Here is a 25,421-nt window from a genome sequence, read left to right as displayed (position 1 = left end):
TTTTCAGCATAGTGCAAGAATTTTAATTTGTCAGGTTAGCAAAGATGTTTTTCCCAAGATTACATTGTTATGGTTTTTAAGGGATAACTTAAAAAAAGTTATTGATTTAACAAGTGCTTCATTTTGAAGTATGCTATTTTTTATTGTAATAAAAAAAATCCTCATGAAAACCATAGCGATTGAGAAACTACTTACTGGTACGATGATGCGAGAAGGCGCTGGAGTAAAACTGTATCGCTATATAGGTACCACTAGACAAAATGAGTTTGATCCCATCTTACTTGTTGATTTTTTTGATAGTGATGAAGCGATGGATTATTTGGGAGGATTTCCAGAGCATCCTCATCGCGGCTTTGAAACAGTCACCTATTTATTAAATGGCCAAATGGAACATCGAGATAACCATGATCATTGTGGGATTATTGGTCCTGGCGATGTGCAATGGATGACCGCTGGACGCGGCATCATTCATTCCGAAATGCCTAAACAGGCACAGGGTCGATTAACTGGACTACAGCTTTGGTTTAATTTGCCCGCTGCCAATAAGTGGGTTGAGCCTCGTTATCAAGAGTTTCCAGCGAGTCAACTGCCTGTTGAATCCTATGATTCAGGTTTAACAATTAAAGTTATTGCCGGTAAAACCGATCAGGGTACGCAATCACCGATTCATGGTATCGCAACACAACCGATTTTCTTTGACATCCATTTACCATGCCATGAGAAATGGCAACAGAGCATTCCATTAAATCATCAAGCGCTTCTTTTTGTTTTGGCGGGTGAAGTAAATATTCAAGGGAAAGTAGTTGGTGAGCGAAATTTGGCGGTTTTAAGTCAAGGAACATCTTTAATTGCTGAAGGTATAAAAGATGCTCATTGTTTATTAATTGCTGCAGAAAAAATAAAAGAACCCATTGCTTGGCTTGGACCTTTTGTAATGAATACCCAAGAAGAGGTAATGCAGGCTTTGGATGATTACCGAAATAACCGATTTTGACCCGGGAGGAGAGAATGGCAAAAGTACTCGTTCTATATTATTCCAGTTATGGTCATATTGAAACGATGGCCGAAGAAGTTGCTAAAGGGGTTCGCGAAGTGGATGGTGTTGAGGCCACAATTAAGCGTGTACCCGAAACGATGCCTGAAGATGTGGCTAAAAAAGCTGGGGTTAAGTTGGATCAAAAAGCGGAAATTGCAAAGCCGCATGAGCTTGAAGACTACGATGCCATTATTTTTGGCACGCCTACTCGTTTTGGAAATATGGCGGCACAAATGCGAAATTTTCTCGATCAAACCGGTGGTATGTGGCTTAAGGGTAGTTTGATAGGCAAAATAGGAAGCGTTTTCGTGTCTACTGGCACCGGTGGAGGTAATGAATCAACCATTTTATCTTTTTGGAATACATTAATGCATCACGGAATGATTTTAGTTGGTACGCCTTATTCAGAAAAAGGGTTAACCGATTTAAGCGCGATGCGTGGTGGTTCTCCTTATGGTGCGGGCACCATTGCAGGCGCCGATGGCAGTCGTTCCCCCAGTCCTGTTGAACTGCAAATTGCCCGCTTTCAAGGTAAACACGTAGCGGGCATTGCCAAGCGCCTATTTGGTTAATAAATATCTGATTTGCCAGGTTTTTTTTCTTCTTCTTTAGGTAACATTGAAAGTTCTTCTTTCTTGGAAGCCTTGAAGAAGAGTCCCCATTTTTTTGTTTTTTTCGGTGGATTGGGCGTAGGCTCGTTCTTAGCAATTTTGATGGTGTTGGTGTTAAAGGGCATGCTGTCTTCATCTGCTGATACGTTGATAATAGCGTTTGTTGTGGATTTCGGAAATTGTAAATTTTGCGCGGTATGAAATTTAGTCAATGCCCCTTTAAGATCTAATCTATTTTTAGGGTTAAAAGCAGTCATGCCTTCAATGATCTCTTGAATGATGAGTGCCACTTCAGGTTCAAGTGTACTTTTAATTCCTACAAATAAATTCGAATAATTATTCTTTTTTGCGTTAGTATAGAGTTGTGAGGCTGTTAAATTGGTATCATAACTCGTCAGATCAACACGCCATAATAATGCAAGAATACGCCCCAATCCATAAACATCACTTAATTGCGTGGTGCCACTTCCTTGAAAAACTTCTGGTGAAACGTAAAGAGGAGAACCCACAGCATCATTATTAACATAACCTTCACCTATTTTGGCTAAACCAAAGTCAATAGTACCGACAAGGCCTTCATCCATATCAACAATGATATTTTCAGGTTTTAAGTCACGATGTACCAACCCTGCGTCAAAAACTTGGGTTTGCAGAGCCTCAATTAACCGAATGCTTAATTCAAAACGTTGTTTAAGGGTAAGTTCTTGCTTGTGCAAAAAATCATCATTAATAATGTCAAATAATTCACGTCCCTCCATTCGTCTTGAAACACTATAGATATGGTGACCATAGACGACTGGATATTTGGGGTGAGAGTGAGGAGTCATATGGGTGATGATGTATTCATTAACTGCCTCATCCATGGTTTTAGTTGAATGCAGCCGTTGTTTGACTACCCTACGTTTACCATGAGCTTTATGCTTGACAACCAGGGTTTCCTCAGCGATTTTAATTGTCGCCTTAATGGGGTAAACGACACCATAAGAGCCCTTTCCCAGTGGTGTGGAATCAATAACCTCGTAACGATTACCTCCTTTTTTACTCTGGCGTTTAATAATGGTATGGGTTAAGGCGACTTTGATTTTTTTATTTTTATAGTTGACATAGTAAAATTTGGATTCTCCAAAGCCTTGTCGGGAATCATCTGCCTGCTGAAAAAGAGCTTGAAGAAGAGGAAGGTGTTTTTTCTTAGGATTTGTGGAATTAATGAGCTTCATGATGCGTCCTTGTATCTATGTATTCGCAATAATAAGTATAGGGCAATAAAAAATATAGTCACAAAGATCGATATTTGAGCATTTTGCCATTTGCTGGACAGAGTAAATAATGTATAATCGGGGGTCATTTTCTTGCTTTATTAGATGCAAAGAACATAAACGATTAGCCAATAAAGTGTTAATTGGTTTTTAGTTAACTTTATGAAACGAGAGCGTGATGGCATTTCCGTTGATAATTTTTACAATATTAGTTTTGACTGTAATTTGTGTAGTTGCTATGTTTTATGCATTGATGAAGCAACCTACTGTCAAACTGTCATCGCTTGACTATCTAAAATTAACTTTCAGTGGCATTACTGCTTTTATTGCTGATACTTTAGGTATCGGTAGTTTTGCAGTAAACGTAGCCTTGGCTAAATTGCTAGGCACTTTTCCTGATGATGAGTTACCCGCTGTTAATAATGGTGCCCAAGTTATTCCGGGAACTATCGAATCATTGTTTTTTATGCGCCTGGTAGACGTCGATCTTACAACCTTGTTAACGCTGGTGTTAGGGACTTGTGTTGGTGGTTTAATTGGCGGAAGTGTTGTTAGCCGTTTAAGTAAACAAGCCATTCGTTTGGCTATGATGTGTTGTTTTGTTGCTATTATTGGATTACTTGTAAGTCATCAATTTCGCTTGATGCCTAATGGTGGCGATATCGTTGAACTTCACTCATGGAAATTGGTGATTGGTTTTTTGGCGATGGTTATTTGTGGCGCATTAACTTCTGTGGGTATTGGTTTGTTTGTTATGGTTCAAGCTGTTTTATTTTTATTAAATGTTTCTCCTGTAGTTGCATTTCCCATTATGACAACGGCAGGTGCTATGCAGCAACCTTTAACTACCCTGGTTTTCGTGCAACAAAATAAAATTCCATTAAAGAAAACGTTAATTTTAAGTTTAGCCGGTTGCATTGGGGTTTTCATTACCTTACCCCTGTTTACCAAACTTACGGTAACCTGGTTACATTCGCTGTTATTGGTAATTTTAATTTATAATCTCTATGCCATAAGTCGCACTTATCTAAAAAATGCCAGATCACAAAAAATGTATCATACTACAGATGTTTCGTTTGCTTCCGTTGAGTAAATCCATTTTCAAGACCAGTGTTAACAATGATAAAATAAAAAACCGACTATTATTTGTAAAAATACAAATACCATTCCCCAAAAGGTCTATTGATGGAAGAGCAGAAAAGTAAATCCCAAAAAAAGCGTGATGCTGAAGCTTTGCAAAAGGTAGGGGTAAAATTAATTGCTTTAAACGCTACCAAGCTTGATGAATTACCATTGCCTGCCAATTTGCGCCAAGCCATCATAGAAGCGAAAAATATTAAAAGCCATGGCGCTATGAGACGACAAGCGCAATTGATAGGAAAACTGATGCGAGCATCAGACAGTGAAGCTATCTTGGCCGCTTATGAATCGATTGTTGCCGAAGATAGTGCGCAAACAGCCGCTTTTCATGAATTGGAACAGTGGCGTGAGCGGTTAATTGATGACGGGAAAGAGGCTTTAACAGCGTTTATTGATCAGTATAATCCCACGGATGTCCAACAATTACGGCAGTTGGTAAAAAAAGCTATCGATGAAAAAACTAATAACAAACAGGGTGGTGCTTCGAAGGCACTCTTTCGTTTTCTAAGGTCATGCTTATCATGAAATACTCATTATTTATAAGCTGCCCGAAAGGATTGGAATATCTTCTTGAAGAAGAACTCAAAGCACTAGGCCTGCATGTTACACGTGTTAGCCCTCAAGGCGTTTACGGCGAAGGGGATATTGCCATTATCTATCAGCTTTGTTTATGGTCTCGCCTGGCTAATCGCGTGCAGCTTATATTGTTTAGTGGGCAAGCGCATAATGAACAAAGTCTTTATCAGCTTTGTAATCAATTTCCCTGGCAAACCGTGTTTACTGCCGAAAAAACATTAGCAATTGAGTTTCATGGCTCTTCTACCCATATACGTAACTCCATGTTTGGTGCACAAGTTGTCAAAGATGGAATTGTTGATCATTTTCGCCAATTTAAAGGTCTGCGCCCTTCAATTGAGCGTGAGCGTCCACAAATACGTCTGCATGCCCATTTAAAAAATGATATTGTGACTGTGAGTTTTGATTTAACAGGTTATAGTCTTCATCAGCGAGGCTATCGTACTCAAGCTGGGGAAGCACCCATAAAGGAAAACATTGCAGCGGCAATGCTTATTCGAGCGAAATGGCCGCAATTAGCCGCAAAAGGTTATAGTTTACAAGACCCCTTCTGTGGGTCAGGAACAATCATCATTGAGGCGGCCATGATGGCAAGTCATATTGCTCCAGGCTTATTACGGCAAGATCAATCACTTGTTCATTGGGCGCAACATCAACCTTCTTTATGGGAAAAGGTACGAACCTTGGCTTTGCAACAGGTTAAACCGTTGTACGTAAAATTAAAAGGTACAGACAGTAACCCAAAACTTATTAAAATAGCTCAGGCAAATGCTGAGCGTGCAGGCGTGCTTCCTTTAGTTGAATTTGCGGTTGCATCGATTAATGATAGTCGTCCTAATTATGAGAAGGGGTTGATGGTTACTAATCCTCCTTACGGGCAGCGATTAAGTGAAGCAACCAAACTCATACCGTTATATCAACAATTGGGAACCACCCTCCATACTTATTATCAAGGATGGCACGCTGCTATCCTGACTTCAAATACCATGCTAGCAAAAGCGTTAGGATTGCGTGCAGGCAAACAATATACCTTGTTCAATGGGCCTTTAGAGTGCAAATTGTATTGCGTTGCCTTGGATAGTGAAAATCGCTTAAAAACAGGCAAAAGTGATGAGTTATCCTCAGGTGCTCAGATGTTGGCAAATCGCTTACGAAAAAATTACCAGCATCTACAAAAATGGGTTAAACGAAATCAAATAAGTTGTTACCGTGTTTACGATGCGGATTTACCTGAATATGCTTATGCGATTGATCTTTATAATGATTACGCCGTTTTACAAGAATATACCGCGCCTTCAGACATCCCGGCTCATAAAGTGGAAAAGCGCAGTCTTGAAGTAATTCAAGTTGTGCCACAAGTATTGAATATTTCTCCTGACAAACTTATTGTCAAACAGCGGAAACAGCAAAAGGGCAGTAATCAGTATCAAAAAATGAATCAGACAAAGCATGTCATGACTGTCATTGAGGGACAGGCGAAATTAAAAGTAAATTTGTATGATTATTTGGATACGGGATTATTTTTAGATCACCGTCCCTTGCGTATGCGTTTTGCCCAGTTAAAACCTGGCACACGCTTTTTAAATTGCTTTTGTTATACTGCTAGCGCCAGTGTGCATGCGGCATTAGCTGGCGCATTGACAACAAATGTTGACTTATCGAAGACTTATTTGCAGTGGGCTGAGGACAATTTTCGTCTCAATCATATTAGTTTATCAAAACATCAATTTATTCATTTTGATTGTTTGGAATGGTTAAAGCTAACTCGCGATCGCTTTGATGTTATCTTTTTAGATCCGCCTAGTTTTTCAAATTCAAAGCGAATGCAGCATACCCTTGATGTGCAACGCGATCAGGAAAGATTAATTGATACTGCCATGCGCTTGTTAAATCCTGAAGGAATTTTATATTTCTCAACCAATTTAAGACAATTTAAATTACTGCCAATCATTCAGGAAAAATACAACGTCCAGAATATTACTGCCGAGACGATAGATTTAGATTTCAAGCGCAGCAAACGCATCCATCATTGCTTTATGATTACGAAGTAAATTAATTTCAAAATTTGGCCCTAAAGCTCCCTTGATGAAATGCTGTTTCATCAAGGGAAGGGTTTTTGGCTTACGGGATGAAATTACATGATATCGTCGGCTGAAGGTTTCTCAGAGACGGGTGTTACTGTTTTAGCAGGGGGCACGACGTCCTCCCCATGAATTTGATTTTTTAATGTTTGCATGCGACCGCCCTTAAAAAAGAGCTCAGCAGTAATGTATAAAGGTGCAATCAAGGCTTGCCAAAAATTATCCATTAATGCGGGCCGCTTTCCTTCGATATAATGTCCTGCCAGTTGTAAGGCCCATCCTAGAATAAAGGTGATGATAAAGGTCCACAATGCTCCTCTGGTAGGTCCTGCCCAACTAATAGCCTCGGCTATCCATAACAAGCAAATGAGAATTGGTGTTAGTACTAAAGCCAGGCGCCAGTTTAAAAGAAAATAGTAAATAAGTAAGACGACAGTAGCGATGCTCGCAAAGGTTGTATCAAGAAGTCCAGGAACGATTAAATGAAAAAAACCTAAAAAAATCATTAAAGAAAAAATAATTAAAGGCACGCCTGCAAGATGAGTGTAGAGAGTTATCGGCTTTTGATGGTATTTAGCATAAAACTGAGCTTGCTCAACAAATGATTTCATTTGATCATCCTGAAAAGTTTACATGAAAAAATAGCACAGTCTTGCTGAAAGACCAAGTTGCTTCAATCATTTTAGTTTAGACATAGAACTGATCATTGGAAAGCTGGAAATGCGAAGAATAATTCATTCTTGATCCTTTTTGGTCAAATTGTTATCATGTTTGGCCTTAAACGAAGCAGAAGCCACCATGAAATATGCCAGAATTTTGTTTCCTTTGCTCTTGTTGTGCGCAGGGGTCGCCAATGCTGAAGAGCCAAGTTTGCGTGAAAAGATAGGCCAAATGCTTATTGTTGGCTTTGATGGCAAGGAAGTTAATGAGCAATCACCTATCGTCCAGGCAATAGAAAAGAGCAATATTGGGGGAGTGATTTTATTTGATTATAATTATCGCACACAAACCTTCGATAAAAATATTGCTAGTCCAGAACAAGTAAAAAAACTTAATGAGCAATTGCAGCAGGCTAACAAAATTGCTAACCAAACTCATCACCGTCCACAACTGCCATTACTGATTTCTGTCGATTATGAAGGAGGCGCTGTTGATAGACTTAGCGCTAAATATGGTTTTCCTCAAACCCTATCGGCTGCGGATATTGGACAAATGACTCCAGAGGCTGCTCATCAAGAAGCAGATAAAATGGGAAAAACTTTAGAAGATGAAGGATTTAATTTAGATTTTGCTCCAGATATTGACGTGAATGTGAACCAAAATAACCCAATCATTGGTTTGTTAGGGCGAAGCTTTTCTGATGATCCTGTCAACGTAGCGCTGTATGGTGGCATTTTTTCTCAAGACTTTTTACAACATAATGTGCAATGCGTTTATAAGCATTTTCCTGGACATGGGAGCTCAACCAGTGATTCTCATTTAGGATTTGTTGATGTTACTGATTCCTGGCAAGAATTTGAGTTAGACCCTTATCGATTATTGTTAAATAGCGAGAGTCCTTGTGGGATGATAATGACGGCGCATATTATTAATCGCAAGCTTGATGCGTCTGGAATGCCGGCTACTCTCTCTCATAAAGTTTTAACAGAACTTTTGCGTGAGCAATTGCAATTTAAAGGTGTCATTGTGACTGATGACATGCAAATGAAGGCTATCAGTGAGAATTTTGGCCTGGAACAAGCAGTAACGCTCGCTGTAAATGCTGGTGCAGACATGTTGCTATTTGGTAATCAGTTATCAGAAAACCCACAAGATCCTCAGGAAATTATTGACATAATTGAAGCAAAGGTAAGCTCAGGCGAAATAAGTGAAAATCGCATTAATGAAGCTTATCAGCATATCCTTGCCTTTAAGGGTTTGAAATCTTAAATGGACGGTCAAAAATTTTTGCTGCTGTACTTAAAAATTCTGAGGTAAATGGGAAAAGTGTGCCTAGCGTATATTTTAACTATTAGGTATAGTATTGCTCTATTTGTTCAGAGTCTGTAGTTGTCGAACAGAGATTTCAAGGATGAGGAAGGCAATGAAAAATCAAGCACAAACAAATGATAAGAAAGTTAATATTTCAAATAACTTAGTTGCTACAAGAAGAGAGGAATTAATTCGAGCTGGCTTTCACGGATTAGGGCCTAAGCTTATCAGTGAAAAGCAACTAACCAATAAAGAACAACTTGTTTCCGCTCCTCAAGTATTCCCAAAAACAGTTACTCCAGAAAAAGGTCTTAAAGAAAAAGAAGTTGCGTCAGAAGAAAGACTTGTGCATCTTACGCGGTCGCGTGCCTCAATGCCCAAGCGCAGGTTGCCTACTCGTAAAGCTCGTTCTTCTTTAAGCAGTAATTCATTTTTTAATACACCACAAGAGTTACAGAGCCCCCAGAGTATCGATAATTTATTAAAAAATGCCATTATTAGCGCCGAGGAAAAATATCGTGATCACTATTTGCATGGAACAAACGCGCGAGAAGAAAATGGCTGGTTTAGTTGGTTGCGGCATAGAATGACTGGGCAAACGCGGGCAGAAACATTGCGGTTGGAAATACAAGCAGATACAGCCAGTGTTATTTTAGCCAAATTTGATGATTTCTTTAGTCATCCCAATACCAGGTATAATAACCATTCTTTTGCAACCTATTTATTAGATGAACTCAATGCACTGCTTAAAAAATCTAATCTCAAAACCTATGCTCATAAGGCAGGGGAGCACTATGATCTTCGTTCATGGTATCAACTGAAAGAAGCGTTGGATTCATTAATTGTTGAGCAAACAGTAAAAACGGGATTAGGAGGCAATTAAAGAGTAATGGTATTAGCTATTCTTCAAATCCAAATACGCTTCGGCCACCGTAAAGGAATGAAATATCCTTTTCATGGGCAATAATTTCTTCGACGGAGGGACCACTGACAATGTGACGCTCAAGTTTGCGTGCTTGTTTATCGAGTTGCTTAATCGCGTCCAATTTTTCGCTTTGGCCAAGCTTGGCCTTTTGCACTGCGGTTTTCAAAACACGGATAGTTTCATCGTATACCCTTACAGGAACAGGGAAGGGATGACGATCTTTGCCTCCATGCGCCAATGAAAAACGAGCAGGATCGGAAAACCTATAGGGAGCTCCATGTATGACTTCAGCCACCATGGCCAGTGCAAGAATTGTTCTGGCACCTACACCCGGCGTTAGAAGAAGGTCGGAGAAATCTTCAGGCCCGCGATCGATGGCAGCAGCAATATTGCCATGTAAACGTCGTAAAGAAATATTTTCAGCCCTTACATGATGATGCGCTGGCATCTCCAGATGGGGTAAGGGAATCTGCCTGGTTTTTATTGCGGAATTTAAGATAATATCTTTATGTTTTGCTGCTTCTGCAAGAATGCGTTCAGGTGATAGGGTTTTCAAAAGTTCAATTTGCATGGAGCGCGATATTTGGGCACGCTGATCAGTAAGATTGATAATATTACCTTGGGAATGTCCTTCAATGGCGGCATGAGGTGCATCAATAAAACTATTTAACCCTTCGGATAGCCAATGGTATCGCCTTGCCTGTTTATTGCTGGTATTCATACCCTGTTGAATGACAGTCCATTTTCCCTCGTCGGTAACGATAAAACTGTGCAAGTAAAGGTCAAATCCATCTTGGACTGCCGCACTATCTACCTTGGCTACGAGACGGCTGGATTGCGCCAATTGCTGGCCGTCAAAACCCACTTTCGAACCAATCGTTATAAGTTCCTGTGGTGTTTGGCGAGAATATTTGCCTCTGCCGCCACATACATGAAGACCTAGCTCTTTTGATAGGGGGTTTAAACCACGCTTAAGCGCACCAATAACACTCGTGGTAATGCCTGAGGAATGCCAATCCATTCCCATGACTGCACCAAAGGATTGAAACCAGAAAGGATTAGCCAGGCGCCGCAGAAACTCATCTCGTCCATAATGATGTATAATCGCTTGGCTCATAACTGCCCCTAATTTTGTCATGCGATCGGCTAGCCATAAAGGCACATGACCATAGTGTAAAGGTAGATTGGCGCTACCTGTTTTTTGAACCATAGGCGTTTTTCAAAAGATTTTTGGAGTTAGAGAATTATAGCGGTCCATACTGACCAATTCCATCACAGGAAGCGTCAAAATCTTTCATTTGAGCAAAAATATCACTAGATGATGCCAATAATTGCAAAATTATCCGCTGAAAATATTCCGTGGCTCCTAGTCTGCCCAGGAAAAGTTCTCTGCTTTTAACGTTAAATTGGGGTTATAGCAGGGATCGTAAGCAAGTTCTTTCTTCCAAGTGTTCTTCATGTAATCGATTTCTTTTTGAAAGCGCGTGACTTTTTCTGGCGTATCATCAATGCCTCTGGAAAGCGATTCGTGATGATAAAGTCTGGCATAAGGTGTCCATAAATTTTTATATCCCAAGCGTCTTACTTTTAGACAGAAATCAACATCATTGAAAGCTACCTTTAAAGAATCTTCATTCAAGCCATTAACTTCCAGAAAAATAGATTTTTTTACCAATAAACAAGCAGCCGTGACAGCAGATAAATTCTGAGTAAGTACTAAGCGGCCAAAATAACCTGATGAGTGGTCGGAGAAATGCTTATGAGCATGTCCGGCAACGCCGCCAAGACCTAAAATAACACCACCATGCTGAATGGTATTATTGGGATAATAGAGTTTTGCGCCAACACAACCAATCTCTTCTCTAAGCGCCTGGGAAACCATTTCCGATAACCAGTCTGAATTAATTACTTCGATGTCATTGTTAATCAAACCAATAATATCGCCCTGACAATGATGATTTACGATGTAATTATTCATGGCAGAATAATTAAATGGATGATCGTAATCGACAATTTTGATGTTAGTTTTTAGTGTTTTAAGATGATCAAAAAGTTCGAAGGTTTCTTCGTTCACACTTTGATTATTTGTAATAATAATTTCGTAATGATTGTAGGTTGTTTTTTCAATAATAGATTGTACACACTTTTTGAGGACCTCTGCCTGATCTTTTGTAGGAATAATCAAACTGACTAAAGGAGGATTTTCAGGAAGCTGGTATTTAATACGATAAGTAGTATTTATAATTCCCTCATCCACAATGGCATTGATATGATTCTGCTTTAGGTATTCCTGCAGCGCCCTAAATCCAGACTGGGCAACATTCATCTTGGTTATGGAACTTTTGTCCATCCGTCTGTGATACAAAATTTGGGGGACATGGACGATTTCCTCTTCCTTAACAAGAGACAGGCAGCGCAGCAGTAAATCGTAATCCTGACTGCCTTCAAAGCCGACCCGAAATCCTCCAAGCTTATCTACTATTTCTTTTTTAATGACACAAAGATGACAGATATAATTTGTGCTAAGGAGTAAGTCATAGTTGAAATCTGGCTTGAAATGCGGTTCATGTCTAAAGCCAAAAGCGCTTATTTTGTCTTCATCACTATAGATTAATTTGGTAAGCGGTTTGTTATTAATGGCCTGTACTATTTCGGAAAGTGCATTAGGAGCCAGGAGAGCGGTATGCTCTAAGAAAGCAATAAATTCCCCGCTCGCTAACTGTATTGCCTCATTGGTTGTTTTTGATATGCCTTGGCTTGTTTTGCAAAAGTTAATTTTAATTTTAGGGTGATTGGTATAGCGTTTAAGAACTTTTATCGTTGCTGATGAAGTTGACGCGTCATCCGCAATGCATAATTCCCAATTAGTGTAATCTTGCTTTCGTACCGACTTAATCGTTTTTCTTAAAAAGGCAGGGGAAGTATTGTCAGTTGCTATGACTATCGACATTAATGGCTTAAAAGCAAAGTCGTATGGTATCTTTTTAGCCGTGTTTTTTTTAATCCATCGTTGATACTTTCTGTATTTCTTTAAAGTCTTTAGTCCTTTCACACGAACTTCCTACGGAGGTAAAAAATTATGCGTCAATTCTATAGCACAACGTTTTGATTTTGAATTCATTTGGTAGTTAGCAAATAAAAAGGAACACTAGCTAAAAAGAGAATCAAAAATCCAGCTCAAAGAATCCTGGATGATAAGCGTAACAATACCACCAAAATTTTTTCTCACCCAATTCGATGCGTATCTTCAGCAGATCAAGATCTGCAAGAAACGGTTGTGGGGCAAGATGACAGACACGATAAACCCCGCCAACAAATACAAAATGGTAACTTGCGCCACTTTCCTGGTAACTATCTGGAAAACTATAATAATCACCGTGAGGTTCCAGCATAATAGCTTTGTCATTAATAAGGATTCTGGCAAAACTTGTCGAAGCGATTAGAAGAAGCGAGAGCAATATCAGCAGTTTCTTCATTATGCCATCTCCATTTGGCGTTATTAACTCGCATGATGGTTTAATTATAGTTCTTTTATTAAATGAATAAACAGTAATAAAAGGGCAGTTAATTGATAAATCGTGCTTCTGGCATTATTTGCCTCATCCATGTCTTGACGTGGTTTATTCATGGAAACCATGAAAGGTCATTCAACTTGGCCTTACCGTTGTCATCGGAGTTCAAATTTTCATAAACAACTTCAATCCAGTGAATCGTATTTATTTAGTAAAACCTGAATAATGCTGATGTTCACTATGACTTTGATCATGGCCATGGTGACGGCTGTGAGGATCACCTGAACGGCTGTCATGGTGGTGCTCATGAGCTGGTCCAGCATGATGGTGAGTATTTGTATGGTCGTCATGCCCGTGCTGCGTTCCTGATGGCCTAAGGTTCACGCCAGACCCAAAAACAGTGCCGGGATAACCGTGATAAGTATTTGAGTGACCAGTTTTTTTACGATCCATATTTTCTATCCTCCATGTTAATTTAAAGTTTTAGTAATTCCTGCGAATACTCACCAATGAGCATTCGCGCATGATTGATGCTAGATGTTTCCAATCCATTTCAAACCCGCATAGGGTCCTTGAATAGCAAAATTGGATTCGGTGTTATTGCCACTGAGACTGATAAAATGATTCGCATTGAGATAGCTAATCCATGTCCAACCAGCATCAAGCACTAGATTCGCCTGTTGTCCTATAAGCCAGGTGTATTTAGCACCAAGTTTTGCTTCTAATTCAGGAGCAATCGCGGTTTTTGATCCTCTGGGGCCCAGCGCTAACAAATCAGGCACATTGACTGCGGTATTAAATTTGAAGTCGCCGACTAAAATGGCTGTAGCAGCAGAGCCGTAAATAGCCAGGCCATTGCCGAAATTATACGCCATATCGGTGCCAACCCGTGGACCAAAACCATTAAAATCACTCTCAGCAAAAAAATCAAAAGGCGTGTTGACGATCAGTGGTGTGTAGCCTGTCCCTCTAATTTTATGTTTGATACGCGCATACTGCACACCGGCATGGAAACGAATATCTTTGAATTCACCGAAATCAACATGCTGGCCGAATTCTAAGTTAACGGCATCCCATTGGGGTTCAAAACGAGTGCTACCAAATAAAGGGTTAGGAAATCCGGCAACAAAAGCACCTGCATAACTGTAGTGGGTGGTATGCTTCCAATGATACCAGTTCAGATTCAAATCATTGCCAGTATTAAAATGGTAAGAGCCTTCTATCATAAATCCCCATTCCCAGTCTGGATCGACATCAATAAAGTGCTGGCTCACACCACTGGGAATATAGGGACCGTAGCCGTAATCGACATCATAGGAAGGTTTAAAATAAAGTGCTTTAGCACCGATGTTCCAACCATTCCTCTGGCAGGGGACGGTTGCATTGCCCGGAGTGCATAGAGAGCCCATGGTGCCGGCAGATATTGTACAGCTGCTTAAAACCAGTATGGCTAGCGCTGCTCTTTTAAGTCTCGACATGAAGAAAGCTCCATCTCTATTAATCCCTATATGCGCGGTAATTGAAAGAAAATTTCCTATAAATAGCTAGTTAAGACTCTTTCATCTTACTTAAGTGGATTTAATATAGCTGAGAATACTTAAGAGATAAACTACCTAAAATAAAGCTTAAGAGGGTAATGAACAGCTAAGTTTGTAAAAAATACCAAGCCGCTTAAATCAGATAGTCAAGTTAAATAAACTATACTATAACTAGTCGCTGTCGATTCGCTGGTATGAGTCTCAATTTTTTTGAGGTAAGACCGATATAATAACCGTGCATTTAGAATTGGTGACATTATGACAGAAAAGCATTTTGCCTATAAAGTGACTAGTCAGGCCTCAGGGTTAGTTTGTACACAAGCTGAATTTGAAGAAACCAAGATGCTTGATTTACTCAAAGAGATAATTCAAAAAGATCACCCCGATGGGATTTATTGGATTTTAAAGCAGCGGGATGACGAGGCTCAAGAGCCGCTTTGCATTATCGACTGTTATCGAAACAGGATTTATTATCACTATTCAGGTGAAGTTGATGATATTGCTTCTACTATTCAGAAACTAAGTAAGTAAACTAAATGGTGAAGAAGGGAGATTTTGTGTCAGTATCATGTTTGGGATTGTACTTGCTGCCAGCGAAAACAACATTTAAGGTGGTCATTAACCATGCCGACTGATTGCATGAATGCATAGCAGGTTGTAGGCCCCATAAAAGAAAAACCATCTTTTTTTAATTGTTTGGCCATTGCTTTCGATTCGTTAGTTACGGCTGGAATATCGACCAACTTCTGCCATTCATTTTGAATGACTTTTCCCTGGGTAAACTGCCAAAAATAATCAATAATATTTTCCCTTTTAGCAATAGCTAAAAAGCATTTGGCGTTAGTACGCACGGAGGCTATTTTTAATTTATTACGGATGATTTGTTCATTTTGTAACAATTTGTCAATCTCGTTGTCTGTCAATAATGCCAACTGTTCTGGCGAGAAATTCAAAAAAGCCTGACGCATCGCTTCGCGTTTTTTTAAAATAGTAAACCAACTTAACCCTGCTTGCATGCTCTCAAGAATAAGCATTTCAAACAATTTATCGGGTGTTTTTACCGGAACTCCCCATTCTTCATCATGATAAGCTACATATAGTGGATCATTCGTTGACCAAGCACATCGTAATAAAGACATCAGTTTTCCTCGGCGATAGTAAATGGGCCCAATTACCTGGTAATTAAGCCCGTAACTCCAGGATAAATACATCTAATTTTTGTCACAAAATCTCCATTTTAGCCTACTTGCCCTGCTTTACGCATGGTCTCTAGATAAGAACCAGATTTCGCGCATACAGCGCGGAACGTAGACATTTTGGATATCTCATCATTAGATGCGTTTACTCTGGCCTAAGTAATTCGATTAGTGTTTCTTACTTAAGAAGCGACGAATTTTATAAGGAGAGGGGATAAGATCAGATTGTATTGCAATAGCAAAATGTTCTGCATCCATTTCATAAAGACAGAGCCAGCTATCATCGTCGGGTTCAGCAATGGGATTGCCTGATAAATAGCGTAACCCTTTGTTTGCCTCTTCTAATGCTTCTTCCTCATCAGCAGCTTCATAAGGACCAGTCGCGAAAACCCAGTTGTTATCTGTATCATATTTGCTTACTTCATAAGCAAAATAAAAGTTTGTCATTAATTCTTCAGCATTTGATAAGCCTGCAATTTTAATAGCACTTACACTTGGACAAGTTGGAGGAGCTTTGAAAGCTGCAAAGGAAGATCCAGCAATTGCTAAAGCGCCGGCAAAGGCAAGAAGCTTGGATTTAAACGTCATGTTTTACTCCCTGGTTAGGATAGTGATAATCCACGCCAGCCTAACAAGGGTATTCGTTTCTTGCAAGTAATTTTCATGGAAGGAATCAGAGTAAGTTAAAGGTCCATTTTCCTAAAATAAACAATACATTTCCTGCTCTGCTTGACCCTGGTATATAGGTGGCTGACAAAGTTAGGTTGCGATGATTTAATGAAACCCAGGGAAGAATTCCCGGAAAAGGAATATTGTTATAAATATCAGGTCTTGCGGTGACCAAAACAGTATAACCGGCACCAACACGCGTATTTATTCCTAAATTAGCAATCTTTTGAAAAGCGTAACCGAGTGCTGGTTCAACATTTTTATGAGAATCGAGAAAAGCGAGCGCATAAAGACCATGCCAGTCACCATCTTCATCATAGAGTCCCTTGCCTAATCCTCCTCCCCAAGCGAGCTCATTGTAGGTTTTAATTTTTTCTTTGGGATAGGTATAACGATTATGCCAGGCATAACCTGTTACATAGAGCTCATTACTGCCTTCATGCCAAATTTGATGCATACGACGACAAAGAGGTTGAAATAAGGACAACCAATTTGCACAATCCTCTGCATACTGGGCAGAAACTGCTGAATTTAAATAAAGCAATAAAAATAAACTAATAAGAGTTTTCTTCATTTTTCAATCTGGATTTAGGCTGCGCCTGGCATGCTTAATGCTAAAATGAAAATACATCCATTTAAGATGGGTTTAAGAATTTATCCATATAACCCATGTCTAAAGAGCATACTATCATGGACTTGTTTCGCAAAAAAGCGGTTAATGAAGTGAATAAAACTGAATTAAATCAATGTTTATCAGCAATTGATTTAATTTTTCTTGGGGTGGGTGCAATTATTGGGGCTGGTATTTTTGTCCTCACAGGTATTGTGGCTGCGACCCAAGCAGGGCCGGCTATTATCATTTCCTATGTTGTTGCGGGTTTTGCTTGTGCTTTTGCTGCCTTGTCTTATGCTGAGTTAGCAGCGGCTGTGGGAGGATGCGGCAGTGCCTATGGTTACGCTTATGCAGGATTTGGTGAATTTATAGCATGGATTGTTGGTTGGGATTTATTACTGGAATATGCCATTTCTGTTTCTGCAGTTTCTGTTGGTTGGAGTGGCTACTTTAATGATTTTTTGCGTTCAATAAAATTACAATTACCCGTCGATTTATTGCATGGTCCAGCAGCTGGTGGCTTATTTAATTTCTCTGCATTTGCAATTATAGTCATTTTGGGAGCGCTCTTATCTTGGGGAGTTAAATCAAGTGCACGCTTTAATAATACCATGGTACTAGTTAAATTATTGGTTATTTTCCTCTTCATTGTCGTCGCCACAACTGAAATTAAGACACAAAATTGGTCACCTTTTATGCCCTTTGGTTGGAAAGGAGTGATGGAAGGGGCTTCACTGATCTTCTTTGCTTATATTGGCTTTGATGCGGTATCGACTGCAGCCGAAGAAGCAATAAACCCCCAGCGTGATTTACCTATTGGCATTATTGGTTCCTTAACCATTTGTACCATTTTATACATCGTTGTTTCTGGACTGCTAACTGGTATGACTCACTATTCCACACTCAATGTCGCTTCTCCAATTAGTCATGCACTTTTATTGTTGGGACATCGGCTCGTGGCTGGCTTAGTGGGTGTGGGTGCAATAGCAGGTTTAACCACGGTTATGTTGGTACTCTATTATGGTTTGACTCGTGTATTTTTGGCGATGTCTCGCGATGGATTATTACCAGGATTTTTTGCAAAAACAAATTCTCATACAAAAACGCCAATAAGAATTATTGCTCTATGTGGAATTATTATGTCTCTCATTGCTGCTCTCGTTCCTATTGATGATTTGGCTGAGTTAGTGAATGTAGGAACCTTATTTGCATTTATTATTGTTTGCACAGGCGTGATTTTTTTACGTTACTCCCATCCTGATTTGCCTCGGTCTTTCAAAACGCCCTTTATGCCTGTTATCCCCATTTTAGGTATCATTAGTTGTACTTATCTGATTATTAATTTACCGTGGATAACATTGCTGCGATTTACAATCTGGATGATAGTGGGACTGGTGATTTATTGGTTATATAGTCGCTTCCATAGTGCACTTAATGTTGAGGATGTGAGGAAATAATTGAATAGAGCGAAAAGTAAAAAATCTACCAGTATATGTCACTTACTAACCAAAATGGTTGAAGAAAATAAATCTGCAACCTCTATTAGCTATGGGGAACTCGTGAAACTGTTTGGAGATCAAGCCTTTGGTTTAATCATTATTCTCTTTGCGTTGCCAAGTGCTTTACCTATTTCAATTATTCCGGGATTTTCTTTTATTTTTGGTTTGCCAATCGTTTTTATCGCTATTCATATTATTATTGCCAGGCGTGCTCTATGGTTACCTGAAAAGCTCGCTAATCGCCGTTTGGAATTTTCTAAGTTTGCGGAGGTAGTTCGTAAAACTATCCCCTATTTAAGATTCATTGAACAAATGCTAAAACCGCGGTTGCTTTTTTTTACTCGCCCTGTTATGGAGCGTCTACACGGGGTAGTGATGCTTATGCTAAGTTTCTTATTACTCCTTCCTATTCCTTTTAGTAATTTTATTTTTGCCTCGCTTATTATCTTATTTGGTTTAGGGTTAGCAGAAAAAGATGGAGTCGTGCTTGTGCTAGCTTATTTGGGTGTATTTTTTTATGGGCTTTTTTTAGCAACCATGACAGAGGGACTAATTCATTATCTAATGAAGCATTAACATAACGCCTGCTGCAACAAGAGCTGCAGCGGGTATGGTTAATAACCAAGATAAAAAGATACGTCTTAAAACCACCCAATGTGTGCCGGTAATGCCATTGAAAATACCAACGCCGGCAATTGCCCCAGTTACTGTATGTGTTGTGGAGACGGGAATTCCATATTGAGTTGCTGTAAAAATCATGATGGCAGCACCTGTTTCGGCGGCGCAACCTCGCATGGGATTAAGTTCAGTAATTTTTGTTCCCATAGTGTGCACAATACGCCAGCCGCCAACTAAAGTTCCTAAACTGATTACAAAATGACAGGAGATAACAACCCAAAAAGGGACGTAAAAAGTATTTCCTAGCCAGTTAGCTGAAAATAATAATACGGCAATAATCCCCATTGTCTTTTGTGCGTCATTTCCACCATGAGTTAAACTTAACAGTGCTGAAGAAGCGAGCTGGAACCCTTTAAATACTTTATTAAGCTTTTCAGGATTTACACGTTGTGAAAAATAACTAAAAACAAAAGTAAGAAAAAAACCAATGATTAAACCCACTGTAGGTGAAACAAAAATCCCGACTATTACCTTTGTAAAACCTGAAAATTTAAGTGAAGCAATCCCTGCTTTTGCTACAGCAGCTCCAGCAAGCCCACCAATTAATGCATGGGAAGAGCTTGAAGGAAGTCCGTAATACCAGGTGACCATATTCCAAAAAATTGCTCCTGCGAGAGCGGCAAGTATCAATTGGGTATCAACAATTGTAGCGTCAATTAGGCCGCTGCCGATAGTTTTGGCCACCATTAAGTTAAAAATTAGAAAAGCAATAAAATTAAAGAACGCTGCCCAAAGAACAGCTTGGCGAGGAGTTAAGACTCCAGTTGTAACGATAGTTGCTATTGAATTTGCTGCATCATGAAAGCCATTGATAAAATCAAATAAAAAGGCTACCAAAATAACAGATAAGATAAACAAAGTGCCTGACGTCATTATAATCCTTAATGTGTTAGCATTTGCTTGAGCTGAACTTCATCTTAGGGCTAGATCATACCAATTTGATCGATTGAATTGTAATATCTTGATAGATTCCCCGGCTGCGCGAGCATGACGCAAATTTTGCATTATGCAAATATGAATCGCCCTCTATTTCATTTCTGATAGTTTGAACCGAATCTTATAGAAATGATACTTTTTTATAAACTACATTTTATTTCTAGTCGCCGGTGTAATTCTTACTTGCCTTATCCGAGCACCTTGGACGCGTTCAATGGTTGCAAAGAAATCTTGAAAGGCAATTGTTTCTCCTTGCTGTGGTGCTCTTCCCAGTTTATGAATGATTAAACCAGCAATGGTAGCCATCTCTTCCTCTTCTTCAGCATCGAGATCTAGCTCACGTTGTAATGCTCTTTCAATCGTATAAAGAGGGCAATCGCCTTTGACAGTGATACTGCCGTCATCGTGAGTTATCCATTCATCTTGAGTCTTGTGAAACTCATCTTTGATAACACCAATGACTAAATGTAACAAGTTATCTAATGTTAGAAAACCAACAATCGCCCCGCGTCTGCCATAGACCAGGGCAAAATGTGGCATTCCTGCCTGAAATTGCCGCAATAGAGCTAAAGCTGGGAGTCGATATGAAATTTTAGGTACTGGTCTGGTAATTTCTTTAAGTGATAATTCAGAATCGGGTGTTGCTTCATGCAATAACGGCTGGAGATCCTTTACATGCAAAATGCCAATAATTTGCTTTTTAGCTTTTTCATAGACTGGATAACGGCTATAGCGATAATGATTTAACGTTTCAATGAGTTCTGCACTGCTAATGGGCGTTTCTAACATGACCATGTCATCGTATGAGCGCATGACATCGATAGCACGCAAATCACCTAACTCCAAAGTATGAGCCAATATGCTGCTTTCTTGCTGGGTTAATTCGCCATGAATTTCACTGGAGCGTAAAATTAACTTAATTTCCTCACTCGAATGGAATTGTTCGCCAGCATGCATCACATCTAAGCCCAACTGCTTTAAGAGGAAATTAGAGCAAGAATTAAGAAGCCAAATGATGGGATACATTAGCCAATAGAACAAATACAAAGGGGTCGCAGTCCATAGTGAAATTTGCTCACTTTGGCGAATAGCTAATGATTTAGGCATTAGCTCACCAACAACAATATGTAAAAAAGATAACAGTGAAAAAGCAACGATGAAACTAATAAATTCATTGAACGTTGGATTAGTCAAGCCTAAGGTATGAAAAGCCGGCGATAACAGACGCGTAAAGGCGGGTTCCCCTATCCAACCCAGGCCCAGAGAGGCTAAGGTAATACCTAATTGGCAGGCTGATAAATAGGCATCAAGCTTTTGATGTACTTTGGCTAAAATTCTTCCTCGCCAAGGATATTCTTCCTCGATAAGCGCAACACGAGTGTGCCTTAACTTGACCATGCCGAATTCGGCTGCAACAAAAAAAGCATTTAACAAGACTAGTGCAAATCCGGCGAGAATAAGTAACAAGTTAATCATGGCTAGATATAGTAACTAGAGCGAGTCATCAATTTAGAAGTTACTCGCATTATATTTCTTATAATAGGAGGCAACTCTGCTCCTCCTGCTTCCATAGCAACATCAGCATGATGAGTTTCATCTTCGTCCATTTGCTCCAAAATGAGTTTTGTCTTGTTATCTTGCAGGGGTAATCTTTGTAAATGTTTCTGTAGATGTTGTGACACCTGTCGTTCCGTTTCAGCGACAAACCCGAGGCTCCACCGGTCACCGGCTAATCCCGCAAGCATACCCAGTGTTAAAGACCCAAAATACCACAACGGATTGAGTAAACTCGTATGGCTATTTAATTCATGTAAACGCTGTTCGCACCAGGCTAAATGATCAATTTCTTCTTCTGCAGCAAGTTCCATTTGTGCCCTTACTGTTAAAAGTTGAGCGGTTAATGCTTGCCCTCGGTAAAGCGCTTGAGCACAGACTTCTCCCGAATGATTAACACGCATAAGACCAGCAATATTCTTTTTTTCTGCTGCATTTAAACGATTTTCAGGCGTATTAGCTGCTGGCGTTTCGCGTTTGCTAAGGCGTGATTTAGGCGGTGCCAGGGTACGCAAAGCGGCATCGATTTCGCTGAGTAGACTATCTAATAGGCTTAGTCTGCGCATCAAATTTCTCAAGGATTTAATTATTTAATGCCTAATGGTAGCCTGAATAGCGCTGGGATTAAAGCGCTGCAATCATTTAAAGTGCTATGCTTTTAGGATAAAGCTGAACAAGGAGAGATAGATGACTATTTTATCTAAAGAGGCCTTAGAAAAAGTAAGACAGGAAAAAGCTGAAAATCAGGAAGAAAATGCGGACGATATTGATGCGCTGTTTCGCGAACTTGATGAAAAGATCGAAGAAAATAAAGAAAAAAAAGAATACAACCCCTTTGCTGGCGGCGATTTTGGTAACTTCCCCCCTGAGAAAAAGAAATAAATTAATGTTCTTAGGGCATTGGTCCCAGCCACTATCAAAGAAAATTTGGTGATAAAGAGGATGCTCACTAGTCGCCATAAACCAGGCCTATGAGATCTAGTACCCCATATTAGCGCAAGCGTAATACGGAAGTTCGCCAGTTCCCCCAACTCGCATCAATTACCTCCTGTTTAATTAACCCGATGAATACTCGAGTGACACCAATCGGCCCATTTAGCACATAATCATCTTTGACAGGATTGCAATGAATATTTGAATCGTCAGCGGGTTATTTTCTATAAAAATGAAAAGGGCCTGATAAGACAACGATCGTCTTGGTCGTAAAATTTGATTTACCGATATAGTTGTTAAATAAGTTGCTTTGCTTATCTTTAATTGAGATTAGAAATGGAATGCTGATAAATCCCGCATTACACATAAAGCTTGACTATGACGTTGCGTCATAGCCTAACTTTGGAAACAAGGAGGAAAAAACGATGAAACAATGGTATGCAAAAGAGCTAAGCCAACTTACTCAAGTATCGGTGCGTACGTTGCATCATTACGACAAGATTGGCCTGCTGAAACCTAGTATGCGCTTAGCCAATGGTTATCGTTTGTACTCTGAAAAGGATTTATTAAAGCTACAACAAATTATCGCGCTTAAATTTTTTGGCTTTGAGCTATCTCAAATCAAATTATTACTTGCTAAACAGGATGATGCCATTGAGAGTTTCGCAATGCAGGCCAAATTTTTGCAAGAAAAAGCAGAAGCTCTTTGGGAGGCCAGTACGATATTGAAGCGTGTAACAGATAATTGTAGCAATAAAAAATCCATTCCTTGGGAGAAAATCATACAATTAATAGAGGTATATCATATGACGCAACAATTAGAACATGCTTGGGTTAAGGAAATATTCACGCCTGATGAATTGAAACAGTATGTAGAATTTGAAAAAGAAATGAAAACGACACATCAAAAAGCAATTTTTAAAAAAAATTGGCAGCAATTAGTGGCTGAATTAGAAAGTAATCTCAAAAACGATCCTTACTCCAAAGCTGGTATTGATTTAGGCAAGAAATATATGGATTGGGTGAATAGCATTTACGGTAAAAAATACGCGCATCTCAGGACTAAAAAATGGGAGCAGGGGTTTGGGGAAGGAAAAGGTCTTGACGAGATTGGTTTAACACCGGAACTTATGTCGTGGATAGAAAAAGCTACGGATGCTTATTGGAGAGACCGAATTTACGGATTTCTTAACACCGTTGAGACCTTATCTTCGTCTACTGCTATAAAGCTTTGGCATGAAATACTCGATGATATGTATGGTAATGAAGAAGCTCGAAAAATTGTTATCTACGACATGGTTTTGCAAGATGAGAAAGTAAGCGAAGTGGCGAAAGCCTGGCTAAGAGGTCTCTCTAAATTCTAAATTATTGAATCTATGGCTTATGCCATAGATTTTTAGTAGTTGCTATTAGTACTTACAAAACCTGCCAAACATTACCTAATGAAGATCAAGAATTAGCAGATGATTTGCTGATTACTAAATAGCTTCCTAAAATAGCTTGTGGGCTTATATAGGTGTGTCTAGGTTCTTGCTCAAGCCTTTCTAAGCTAAAACGTCCCAATCGTCCACGTGCGATTGACGACTATTGTTAAGAGAGAATAGTGAACATCTTATTAATTTTTATCAATGAGATAGACGTTACAAATGCAATATCAAACTATTCAGGAAATAAAAAGTAGAGTGCTGAGTTTGTTAATTCGAGGCCAAATTACCTTGGGAATTATATAACTTTTGTGCTAACCATTTTGACAAAGCCCTGTGACCTTCCTCATTATAATGTGATAAGTTAGAAAAGTATGACTCTGAAAATTGGATTCCCGGGCTTAAACAATTCACATCACTTATTTGCTGACATATCTGATTAAGATCTTGTAGTTCTTTTTCTATATCTTCTAACTTAAATTGTGTTTTTCTTATGCCATCACCATAAATGGGTGAAATAAAAAAATAAACATGATTAGAGATAGCTTTAGATGTGGCTAATACAGTGGTAATAAATTTTTTATATCTTGGAAGAGCCTGTCTGAATTCAGCATATTTTTGAGAATAATTATCAGGGAGTGGTGCAAACGAAAATTGAGACTCATATTTAGGACCAAGAATATATAAACGATTCAGATCCAAATTAGAGATGGAATTAAACCCATGGGAATGAAGAAAATAAAATAAAAAATAGGAGTTAGTTTGTGGATCTATAAAACTATTCACTTTTTTCTGAACTTTATTATAAATTGAATCTTGGTTATTCTTTGCTGTACTTGATGTTAGATTAAAAAGATTTATTTCAATAAACAGACTATCAACAGTAAGCTTTTTACTTTTTAAGTAAGTTAGCTTTTCTAGTATGCCTTTACCAGGATCACCAACAACAGAGGCATTCATAATAAAATAATTAGGAAATTTACGAGCTAATAAGTTGCTATAGGTATCTCTGGCATTTAAACCATATCCATAAGAAAAAGATGTACCAAGCAAAAGCAGTATTGGCTGTTTAGAAGATTTAATATTGGTTATTAAATAAGCCTGTGACATGCTTTTATCTTCATTATCACTTAGATTCCGGACATTGATCATAAAATCACGATAAAAATAAGAGGTCAAAAAACTCATCAAATAACTAAAAGAAAGGTGAGTTATAATAATCCCCATTAAAATTGAAAAAATATATTTATAATAAATGGCCTTAAACAAAAGC

26 protein-coding genes are annotated in these 25,421 nt (G+C 39.0%); 12 read left to right on the top strand and 14 right to left on the bottom strand.

Translation table 11 applies throughout. The features are described from left to right. Positions 1–163: 163 nt before the first annotated feature. Together PXX05_RS13550 and wrbA are read left to right on the top strand one after the other, a co-directional pair. Positions 164–994: a pirin family protein gene (locus tag PXX05_RS13550; RefSeq protein WP_275088724.1), complete on the top strand. Its 831-nt coding sequence runs from the start codon at positions 164–166 to the stop codon at positions 992–994. A 14-nt stretch (positions 995–1,008) separates the two neighbouring features. Beyond that, positions 1,009–1,608 carry an NAD(P)H:quinone oxidoreductase gene (gene wrbA, locus PXX05_RS13545; RefSeq protein ID WP_275088723.1) on the top strand — a complete coding sequence of 200 codons (600 nt, stop codon included), beginning with the start codon at positions 1,009–1,011 and terminating at the stop codon, positions 1,606–1,608. Here wrbA and PXX05_RS13540 read toward each other — a convergent pair. Then, complete coding sequence (locus PXX05_RS13540) at positions 1,605–2,864, bottom strand: protein kinase domain-containing protein (RefSeq protein WP_275088722.1); 1,260 nt, start codon at positions 2,862–2,864, stop codon at positions 1,605–1,607. The two genes, wrbA and PXX05_RS13540, sit on opposite strands and share 4 nt — an antisense overlap. A 217-nt stretch (positions 2,865–3,081) precedes the next feature. Here PXX05_RS13540 and PXX05_RS13535 point away from each other — a divergent pair, with 217 nt between their 5' ends. From PXX05_RS13535 to rlmKL, 3 genes are all read left to right on the top strand, one after another. Then, positions 3,082–3,996, top strand: coding sequence for a sulfite exporter TauE/SafE family protein (locus tag PXX05_RS13535; RefSeq protein WP_275088721.1), 915 nt, complete (start codon positions 3,082–3,084; stop codon positions 3,994–3,996). A gap of 92 nt (positions 3,997–4,088) precedes the next feature. Then, positions 4,089–4,568: a ribosome biogenesis factor YjgA gene (gene yjgA, locus PXX05_RS13530; RefSeq protein ID WP_275088720.1), complete on the top strand. Its 480-nt coding sequence runs from the start codon at positions 4,089–4,091 to the stop codon at positions 4,566–4,568. Continuing rightward, entirely contained in the window at positions 4,565–6,670 is a 2,106-nt protein-coding gene (rlmKL, locus tag PXX05_RS13525; RefSeq protein WP_275088719.1) for a bifunctional 23S rRNA (guanine(2069)-N(7))-methyltransferase RlmK/23S rRNA (guanine(2445)-N(2))-methyltransferase RlmL, read from the top strand. Before yjgA ends, rlmKL begins: the two co-directional genes overlap by 4 nt. An 83-nt stretch (positions 6,671–6,753) precedes the next feature. Here the strand turns inward: rlmKL and PXX05_RS13520 are convergent, their stop codons facing one another. Next, positions 6,754–7,311 carry an Mpo1 family 2-hydroxy fatty acid dioxygenase gene (locus tag PXX05_RS13520; protein ID WP_275088718.1) on the bottom strand — a complete coding sequence of 186 codons (558 nt, stop codon included), beginning with the start codon at positions 7,309–7,311 and terminating at the stop codon, positions 6,754–6,756. A gap of 187 nt (positions 7,312–7,498) precedes the next feature. Here PXX05_RS13520 and PXX05_RS13515 point away from each other — a divergent pair, with 187 nt between their 5' ends. Beyond that, positions 7,499–8,629: a glycoside hydrolase family 3 protein gene (locus PXX05_RS13515; protein WP_275090523.1), complete on the top strand. Its 1,131-nt coding sequence runs from the start codon at positions 7,499–7,501 to the stop codon at positions 8,627–8,629. Positions 8,630–8,783: 154 nt separating this feature from the next. Beyond that, positions 8,784–9,554 carry a hypothetical protein gene (locus tag PXX05_RS13510; protein ID WP_275088717.1) on the top strand — a complete coding sequence of 257 codons (771 nt, stop codon included), beginning with the start codon at positions 8,784–8,786 and terminating at the stop codon, positions 9,552–9,554. A gap of 16 nt (positions 9,555–9,570) precedes the next feature. Here the strand turns inward: PXX05_RS13510 and PXX05_RS13505 are convergent, their stop codons facing one another. From PXX05_RS13505 to PXX05_RS13485, 5 genes are all read right to left on the bottom strand, one after another. Further along, positions 9,571–10,806, bottom strand: a complete 1,236-nt coding sequence (locus tag PXX05_RS13505; RefSeq protein WP_275088716.1) for a DUF763 domain-containing protein — start codon at positions 10,804–10,806, stop codon at positions 9,571–9,573. Positions 10,807–10,962: 156 nt separating this feature from the next. Next, positions 10,963–12,648 carry a glycosyltransferase family 2 protein gene (locus PXX05_RS13500; protein WP_275088715.1) on the bottom strand — a complete coding sequence of 562 codons (1,686 nt, stop codon included), beginning with the start codon at positions 12,646–12,648 and terminating at the stop codon, positions 10,963–10,965. A gap of 112 nt (positions 12,649–12,760) precedes the next feature. Continuing rightward, positions 12,761–13,072: a hypothetical protein gene (locus PXX05_RS13495; RefSeq protein WP_275088714.1), complete on the bottom strand. Its 312-nt coding sequence runs from the start codon at positions 13,070–13,072 to the stop codon at positions 12,761–12,763. Positions 13,073–13,312: 240 nt separating this feature from the next. Beyond that, positions 13,313–13,492 carry a hypothetical protein gene (locus PXX05_RS13490; RefSeq protein WP_275088713.1) on the bottom strand — a complete coding sequence of 60 codons (180 nt, stop codon included), beginning with the start codon at positions 13,490–13,492 and terminating at the stop codon, positions 13,313–13,315. A 149-nt stretch (positions 13,493–13,641) separates the two neighbouring features. Next, positions 13,642–14,586: an Lpg1974 family pore-forming outer membrane protein gene (locus tag PXX05_RS13485; protein WP_275088712.1), complete on the bottom strand. Its 945-nt coding sequence runs from the start codon at positions 14,584–14,586 to the stop codon at positions 13,642–13,644. Positions 14,587–14,904: 318 nt separating this feature from the next. Between PXX05_RS13485 and PXX05_RS13480 the strand changes: the two genes are divergently transcribed. Beyond that, entirely contained in the window at positions 14,905–15,177 is a 273-nt protein-coding gene (locus PXX05_RS13480) for a hypothetical protein (RefSeq protein WP_275088711.1), read from the top strand. Positions 15,178–15,212: 35 nt separating this feature from the next. On the opposite strand, the gene PXX05_RS13475 is transcribed toward PXX05_RS13480, so the two are convergent. The 3 genes from PXX05_RS13475 to pagP all read right to left on the bottom strand — a co-directional run bounded on the left by PXX05_RS13475 (position 15,213) and on the right by pagP (position 17,085). Next, positions 15,213–15,785 (bottom strand): DNA-3-methyladenine glycosylase I, encoded by a 573-nt coding sequence (locus PXX05_RS13475; protein WP_275088710.1) that lies wholly within the window; start codon positions 15,783–15,785, stop codon positions 15,213–15,215. 225 nt (positions 15,786–16,010) lie between these two features. Further along, a complete protein-coding gene (locus tag PXX05_RS13470; RefSeq protein ID WP_275088709.1) occupies positions 16,011–16,430 on the bottom strand; it encodes a DUF4949 domain-containing protein in 420 nt (139 codons plus the stop codon). An 85-nt stretch (positions 16,431–16,515) separates the two neighbouring features. Then, positions 16,516–17,085 (bottom strand): lipid IV(A) palmitoyltransferase PagP, encoded by a 570-nt coding sequence (gene pagP, locus PXX05_RS13465; protein ID WP_275088708.1) that lies wholly within the window; start codon positions 17,083–17,085, stop codon positions 16,516–16,518. A gap of 116 nt (positions 17,086–17,201) precedes the next feature. On the opposite strand from pagP, the gene PXX05_RS13460 reads away from it, so the two are divergent. Beyond that, positions 17,202–18,581: an amino acid permease gene (locus PXX05_RS13460; protein WP_275088707.1), complete on the top strand. Its 1,380-nt coding sequence runs from the start codon at positions 17,202–17,204 to the stop codon at positions 18,579–18,581. Next, entirely contained in the window at positions 18,582–19,199 is a 618-nt protein-coding gene (locus PXX05_RS13455) for an exopolysaccharide biosynthesis protein (RefSeq protein ID WP_275088706.1), read from the top strand. Here the strand turns inward: PXX05_RS13455 and PXX05_RS13450 are convergent. From PXX05_RS13450 to coq7, 3 genes are all read right to left on the bottom strand, one after another. After that, positions 19,185–20,174 (bottom strand): inorganic phosphate transporter, encoded by a 990-nt coding sequence (locus tag PXX05_RS13450; protein WP_275088705.1) that lies wholly within the window; start codon positions 20,172–20,174, stop codon positions 19,185–19,187. The genes PXX05_RS13455 and PXX05_RS13450 overlap by 15 nt on opposite strands. A gap of 210 nt (positions 20,175–20,384) precedes the next feature. Further along, positions 20,385–21,713 carry a hemolysin family protein gene (locus PXX05_RS13445; RefSeq protein ID WP_275088704.1) on the bottom strand — a complete coding sequence of 443 codons (1,329 nt, stop codon included), beginning with the start codon at positions 21,711–21,713 and terminating at the stop codon, positions 20,385–20,387. A 2-nt stretch (positions 21,714–21,715) separates the two neighbouring features. Further along, complete coding sequence (gene coq7, locus PXX05_RS13440; protein ID WP_275088703.1) at positions 21,716–22,357, bottom strand: 2-polyprenyl-3-methyl-6-methoxy-1,4-benzoquinone monooxygenase; 642 nt, start codon at positions 22,355–22,357, stop codon at positions 21,716–21,718. A gap of 121 nt (positions 22,358–22,478) precedes the next feature. Here coq7 and PXX05_RS13435 point away from each other — a divergent pair, with 121 nt between their 5' ends. Continuing rightward, entirely contained in the window at positions 22,479–22,673 is a 195-nt protein-coding gene (locus PXX05_RS13435; protein WP_275088702.1) for a hypothetical protein, read from the top strand. A 476-nt stretch (positions 22,674–23,149) separates the two neighbouring features. Then, positions 23,150–24,088, top strand: a complete 939-nt coding sequence (locus PXX05_RS13430) for a MerR family transcriptional regulator (protein WP_275088701.1) — start codon at positions 23,150–23,152, stop codon at positions 24,086–24,088. A gap of 330 nt (positions 24,089–24,418) precedes the next feature. On the opposite strand, the gene PXX05_RS13425 is transcribed toward PXX05_RS13430, so the two are convergent. Beyond that, positions 24,419–25,417: an SGNH/GDSL hydrolase family protein gene (locus PXX05_RS13425; protein WP_275088700.1), complete on the bottom strand. Its 999-nt coding sequence runs from the start codon at positions 25,415–25,417 to the stop codon at positions 24,419–24,421. Positions 25,418–25,421 lie beyond the last annotated feature (4 nt).

The sequence above is a fragment of the Legionella cardiaca genome (assembly GCF_029026145.1).
Taxonomy (GTDB): Bacteria; Pseudomonadota; Gammaproteobacteria; order Legionellales; family Legionellaceae; genus Tatlockia; species Tatlockia cardiaca.
This window is presented reverse-complemented; position numbering and strand designations above follow the sequence as displayed.

Excerpts from the sequence above, each read along its gene's own strand:
- PXX05_RS13505 (WP_275088716.1), bottom strand. The coding sequence starts at position 10,806 with ATGGTTCAAAAAACAGGTAGCGCCAATCTACCTTTACACTATGGTCAT.
- PXX05_RS13475 (WP_275088710.1), bottom strand. The coding sequence starts at position 15,785 with ATGTCTTTATTACGATGTGCTTGGTCAACGAATGATCCACTATATGTA.
- coq7 (WP_275088703.1), bottom strand. The coding sequence starts at position 22,357 with ATGCGCAGACTAAGCCTATTAGATAGTCTACTCAGCGAAATCGATGCC.
- PXX05_RS13520 (WP_275088718.1), bottom strand. The coding sequence starts at position 7,311 with ATGAAATCATTTGTTGAGCAAGCTCAGTTTTATGCTAAATACCATCAA.
- PXX05_RS13480 (WP_275088711.1), top strand. The coding sequence starts at position 14,905 with ATGACAGAAAAGCATTTTGCCTATAAAGTGACTAGTCAGGCCTCAGGG.
- PXX05_RS13470 (WP_275088709.1), bottom strand. The coding sequence starts at position 16,430 with ATGACGTTTAAATCCAAGCTTCTTGCCTTTGCCGGCGCTTTAGCAATT.
- PXX05_RS13515 (WP_275090523.1), top strand. The coding sequence starts at position 7,499 with ATGAAATATGCCAGAATTTTGTTTCCTTTGCTCTTGTTGTGCGCAGGG.
- PXX05_RS13430 (WP_275088701.1), top strand. The coding sequence starts at position 23,150 with ATGAAACAATGGTATGCAAAAGAGCTAAGCCAACTTACTCAAGTATCG.
- PXX05_RS13495 (WP_275088714.1), bottom strand. The coding sequence starts at position 13,072 with ATGAAGAAACTGCTGATATTGCTCTCGCTTCTTCTAATCGCTTCGACA.
- yjgA (WP_275088720.1), top strand. The coding sequence starts at position 4,089 with ATGGAAGAGCAGAAAAGTAAATCCCAAAAAAAGCGTGATGCTGAAGCT.
- rlmKL (WP_275088719.1), top strand. The coding sequence starts at position 4,565 with ATGAAATACTCATTATTTATAAGCTGCCCGAAAGGATTGGAATATCTT.
- PXX05_RS13535 (WP_275088721.1), top strand. The coding sequence starts at position 3,082 with ATGGCATTTCCGTTGATAATTTTTACAATATTAGTTTTGACTGTAATT.
- PXX05_RS13485 (WP_275088712.1), bottom strand. The coding sequence starts at position 14,586 with ATGTCGAGACTTAAAAGAGCAGCGCTAGCCATACTGGTTTTAAGCAGC.
- PXX05_RS13540 (WP_275088722.1), bottom strand. The coding sequence starts at position 2,864 with ATGAAGCTCATTAATTCCACAAATCCTAAGAAAAAACACCTTCCTCTT.
- PXX05_RS13450 (WP_275088705.1), bottom strand. The coding sequence starts at position 20,174 with ATGACGTCAGGCACTTTGTTTATCTTATCTGTTATTTTGGTAGCCTTT.
- PXX05_RS13460 (WP_275088707.1), top strand. The coding sequence starts at position 17,202 with ATGGACTTGTTTCGCAAAAAAGCGGTTAATGAAGTGAATAAAACTGAA.
- PXX05_RS13550 (WP_275088724.1), top strand. The coding sequence starts at position 164 with ATGAAAACCATAGCGATTGAGAAACTACTTACTGGTACGATGATGCGA.
- PXX05_RS13445 (WP_275088704.1), bottom strand. The coding sequence starts at position 21,713 with ATGATTAACTTGTTACTTATTCTCGCCGGATTTGCACTAGTCTTGTTA.
- pagP (WP_275088708.1), bottom strand. The coding sequence starts at position 17,085 with ATGAAGAAAACTCTTATTAGTTTATTTTTATTGCTTTATTTAAATTCA.
- PXX05_RS13510 (WP_275088717.1), top strand. The coding sequence starts at position 8,784 with ATGAAAAATCAAGCACAAACAAATGATAAGAAAGTTAATATTTCAAAT.
- PXX05_RS13435 (WP_275088702.1), top strand. The coding sequence starts at position 22,479 with ATGACTATTTTATCTAAAGAGGCCTTAGAAAAAGTAAGACAGGAAAAA.
- wrbA (WP_275088723.1), top strand. The coding sequence starts at position 1,009 with ATGGCAAAAGTACTCGTTCTATATTATTCCAGTTATGGTCATATTGAA.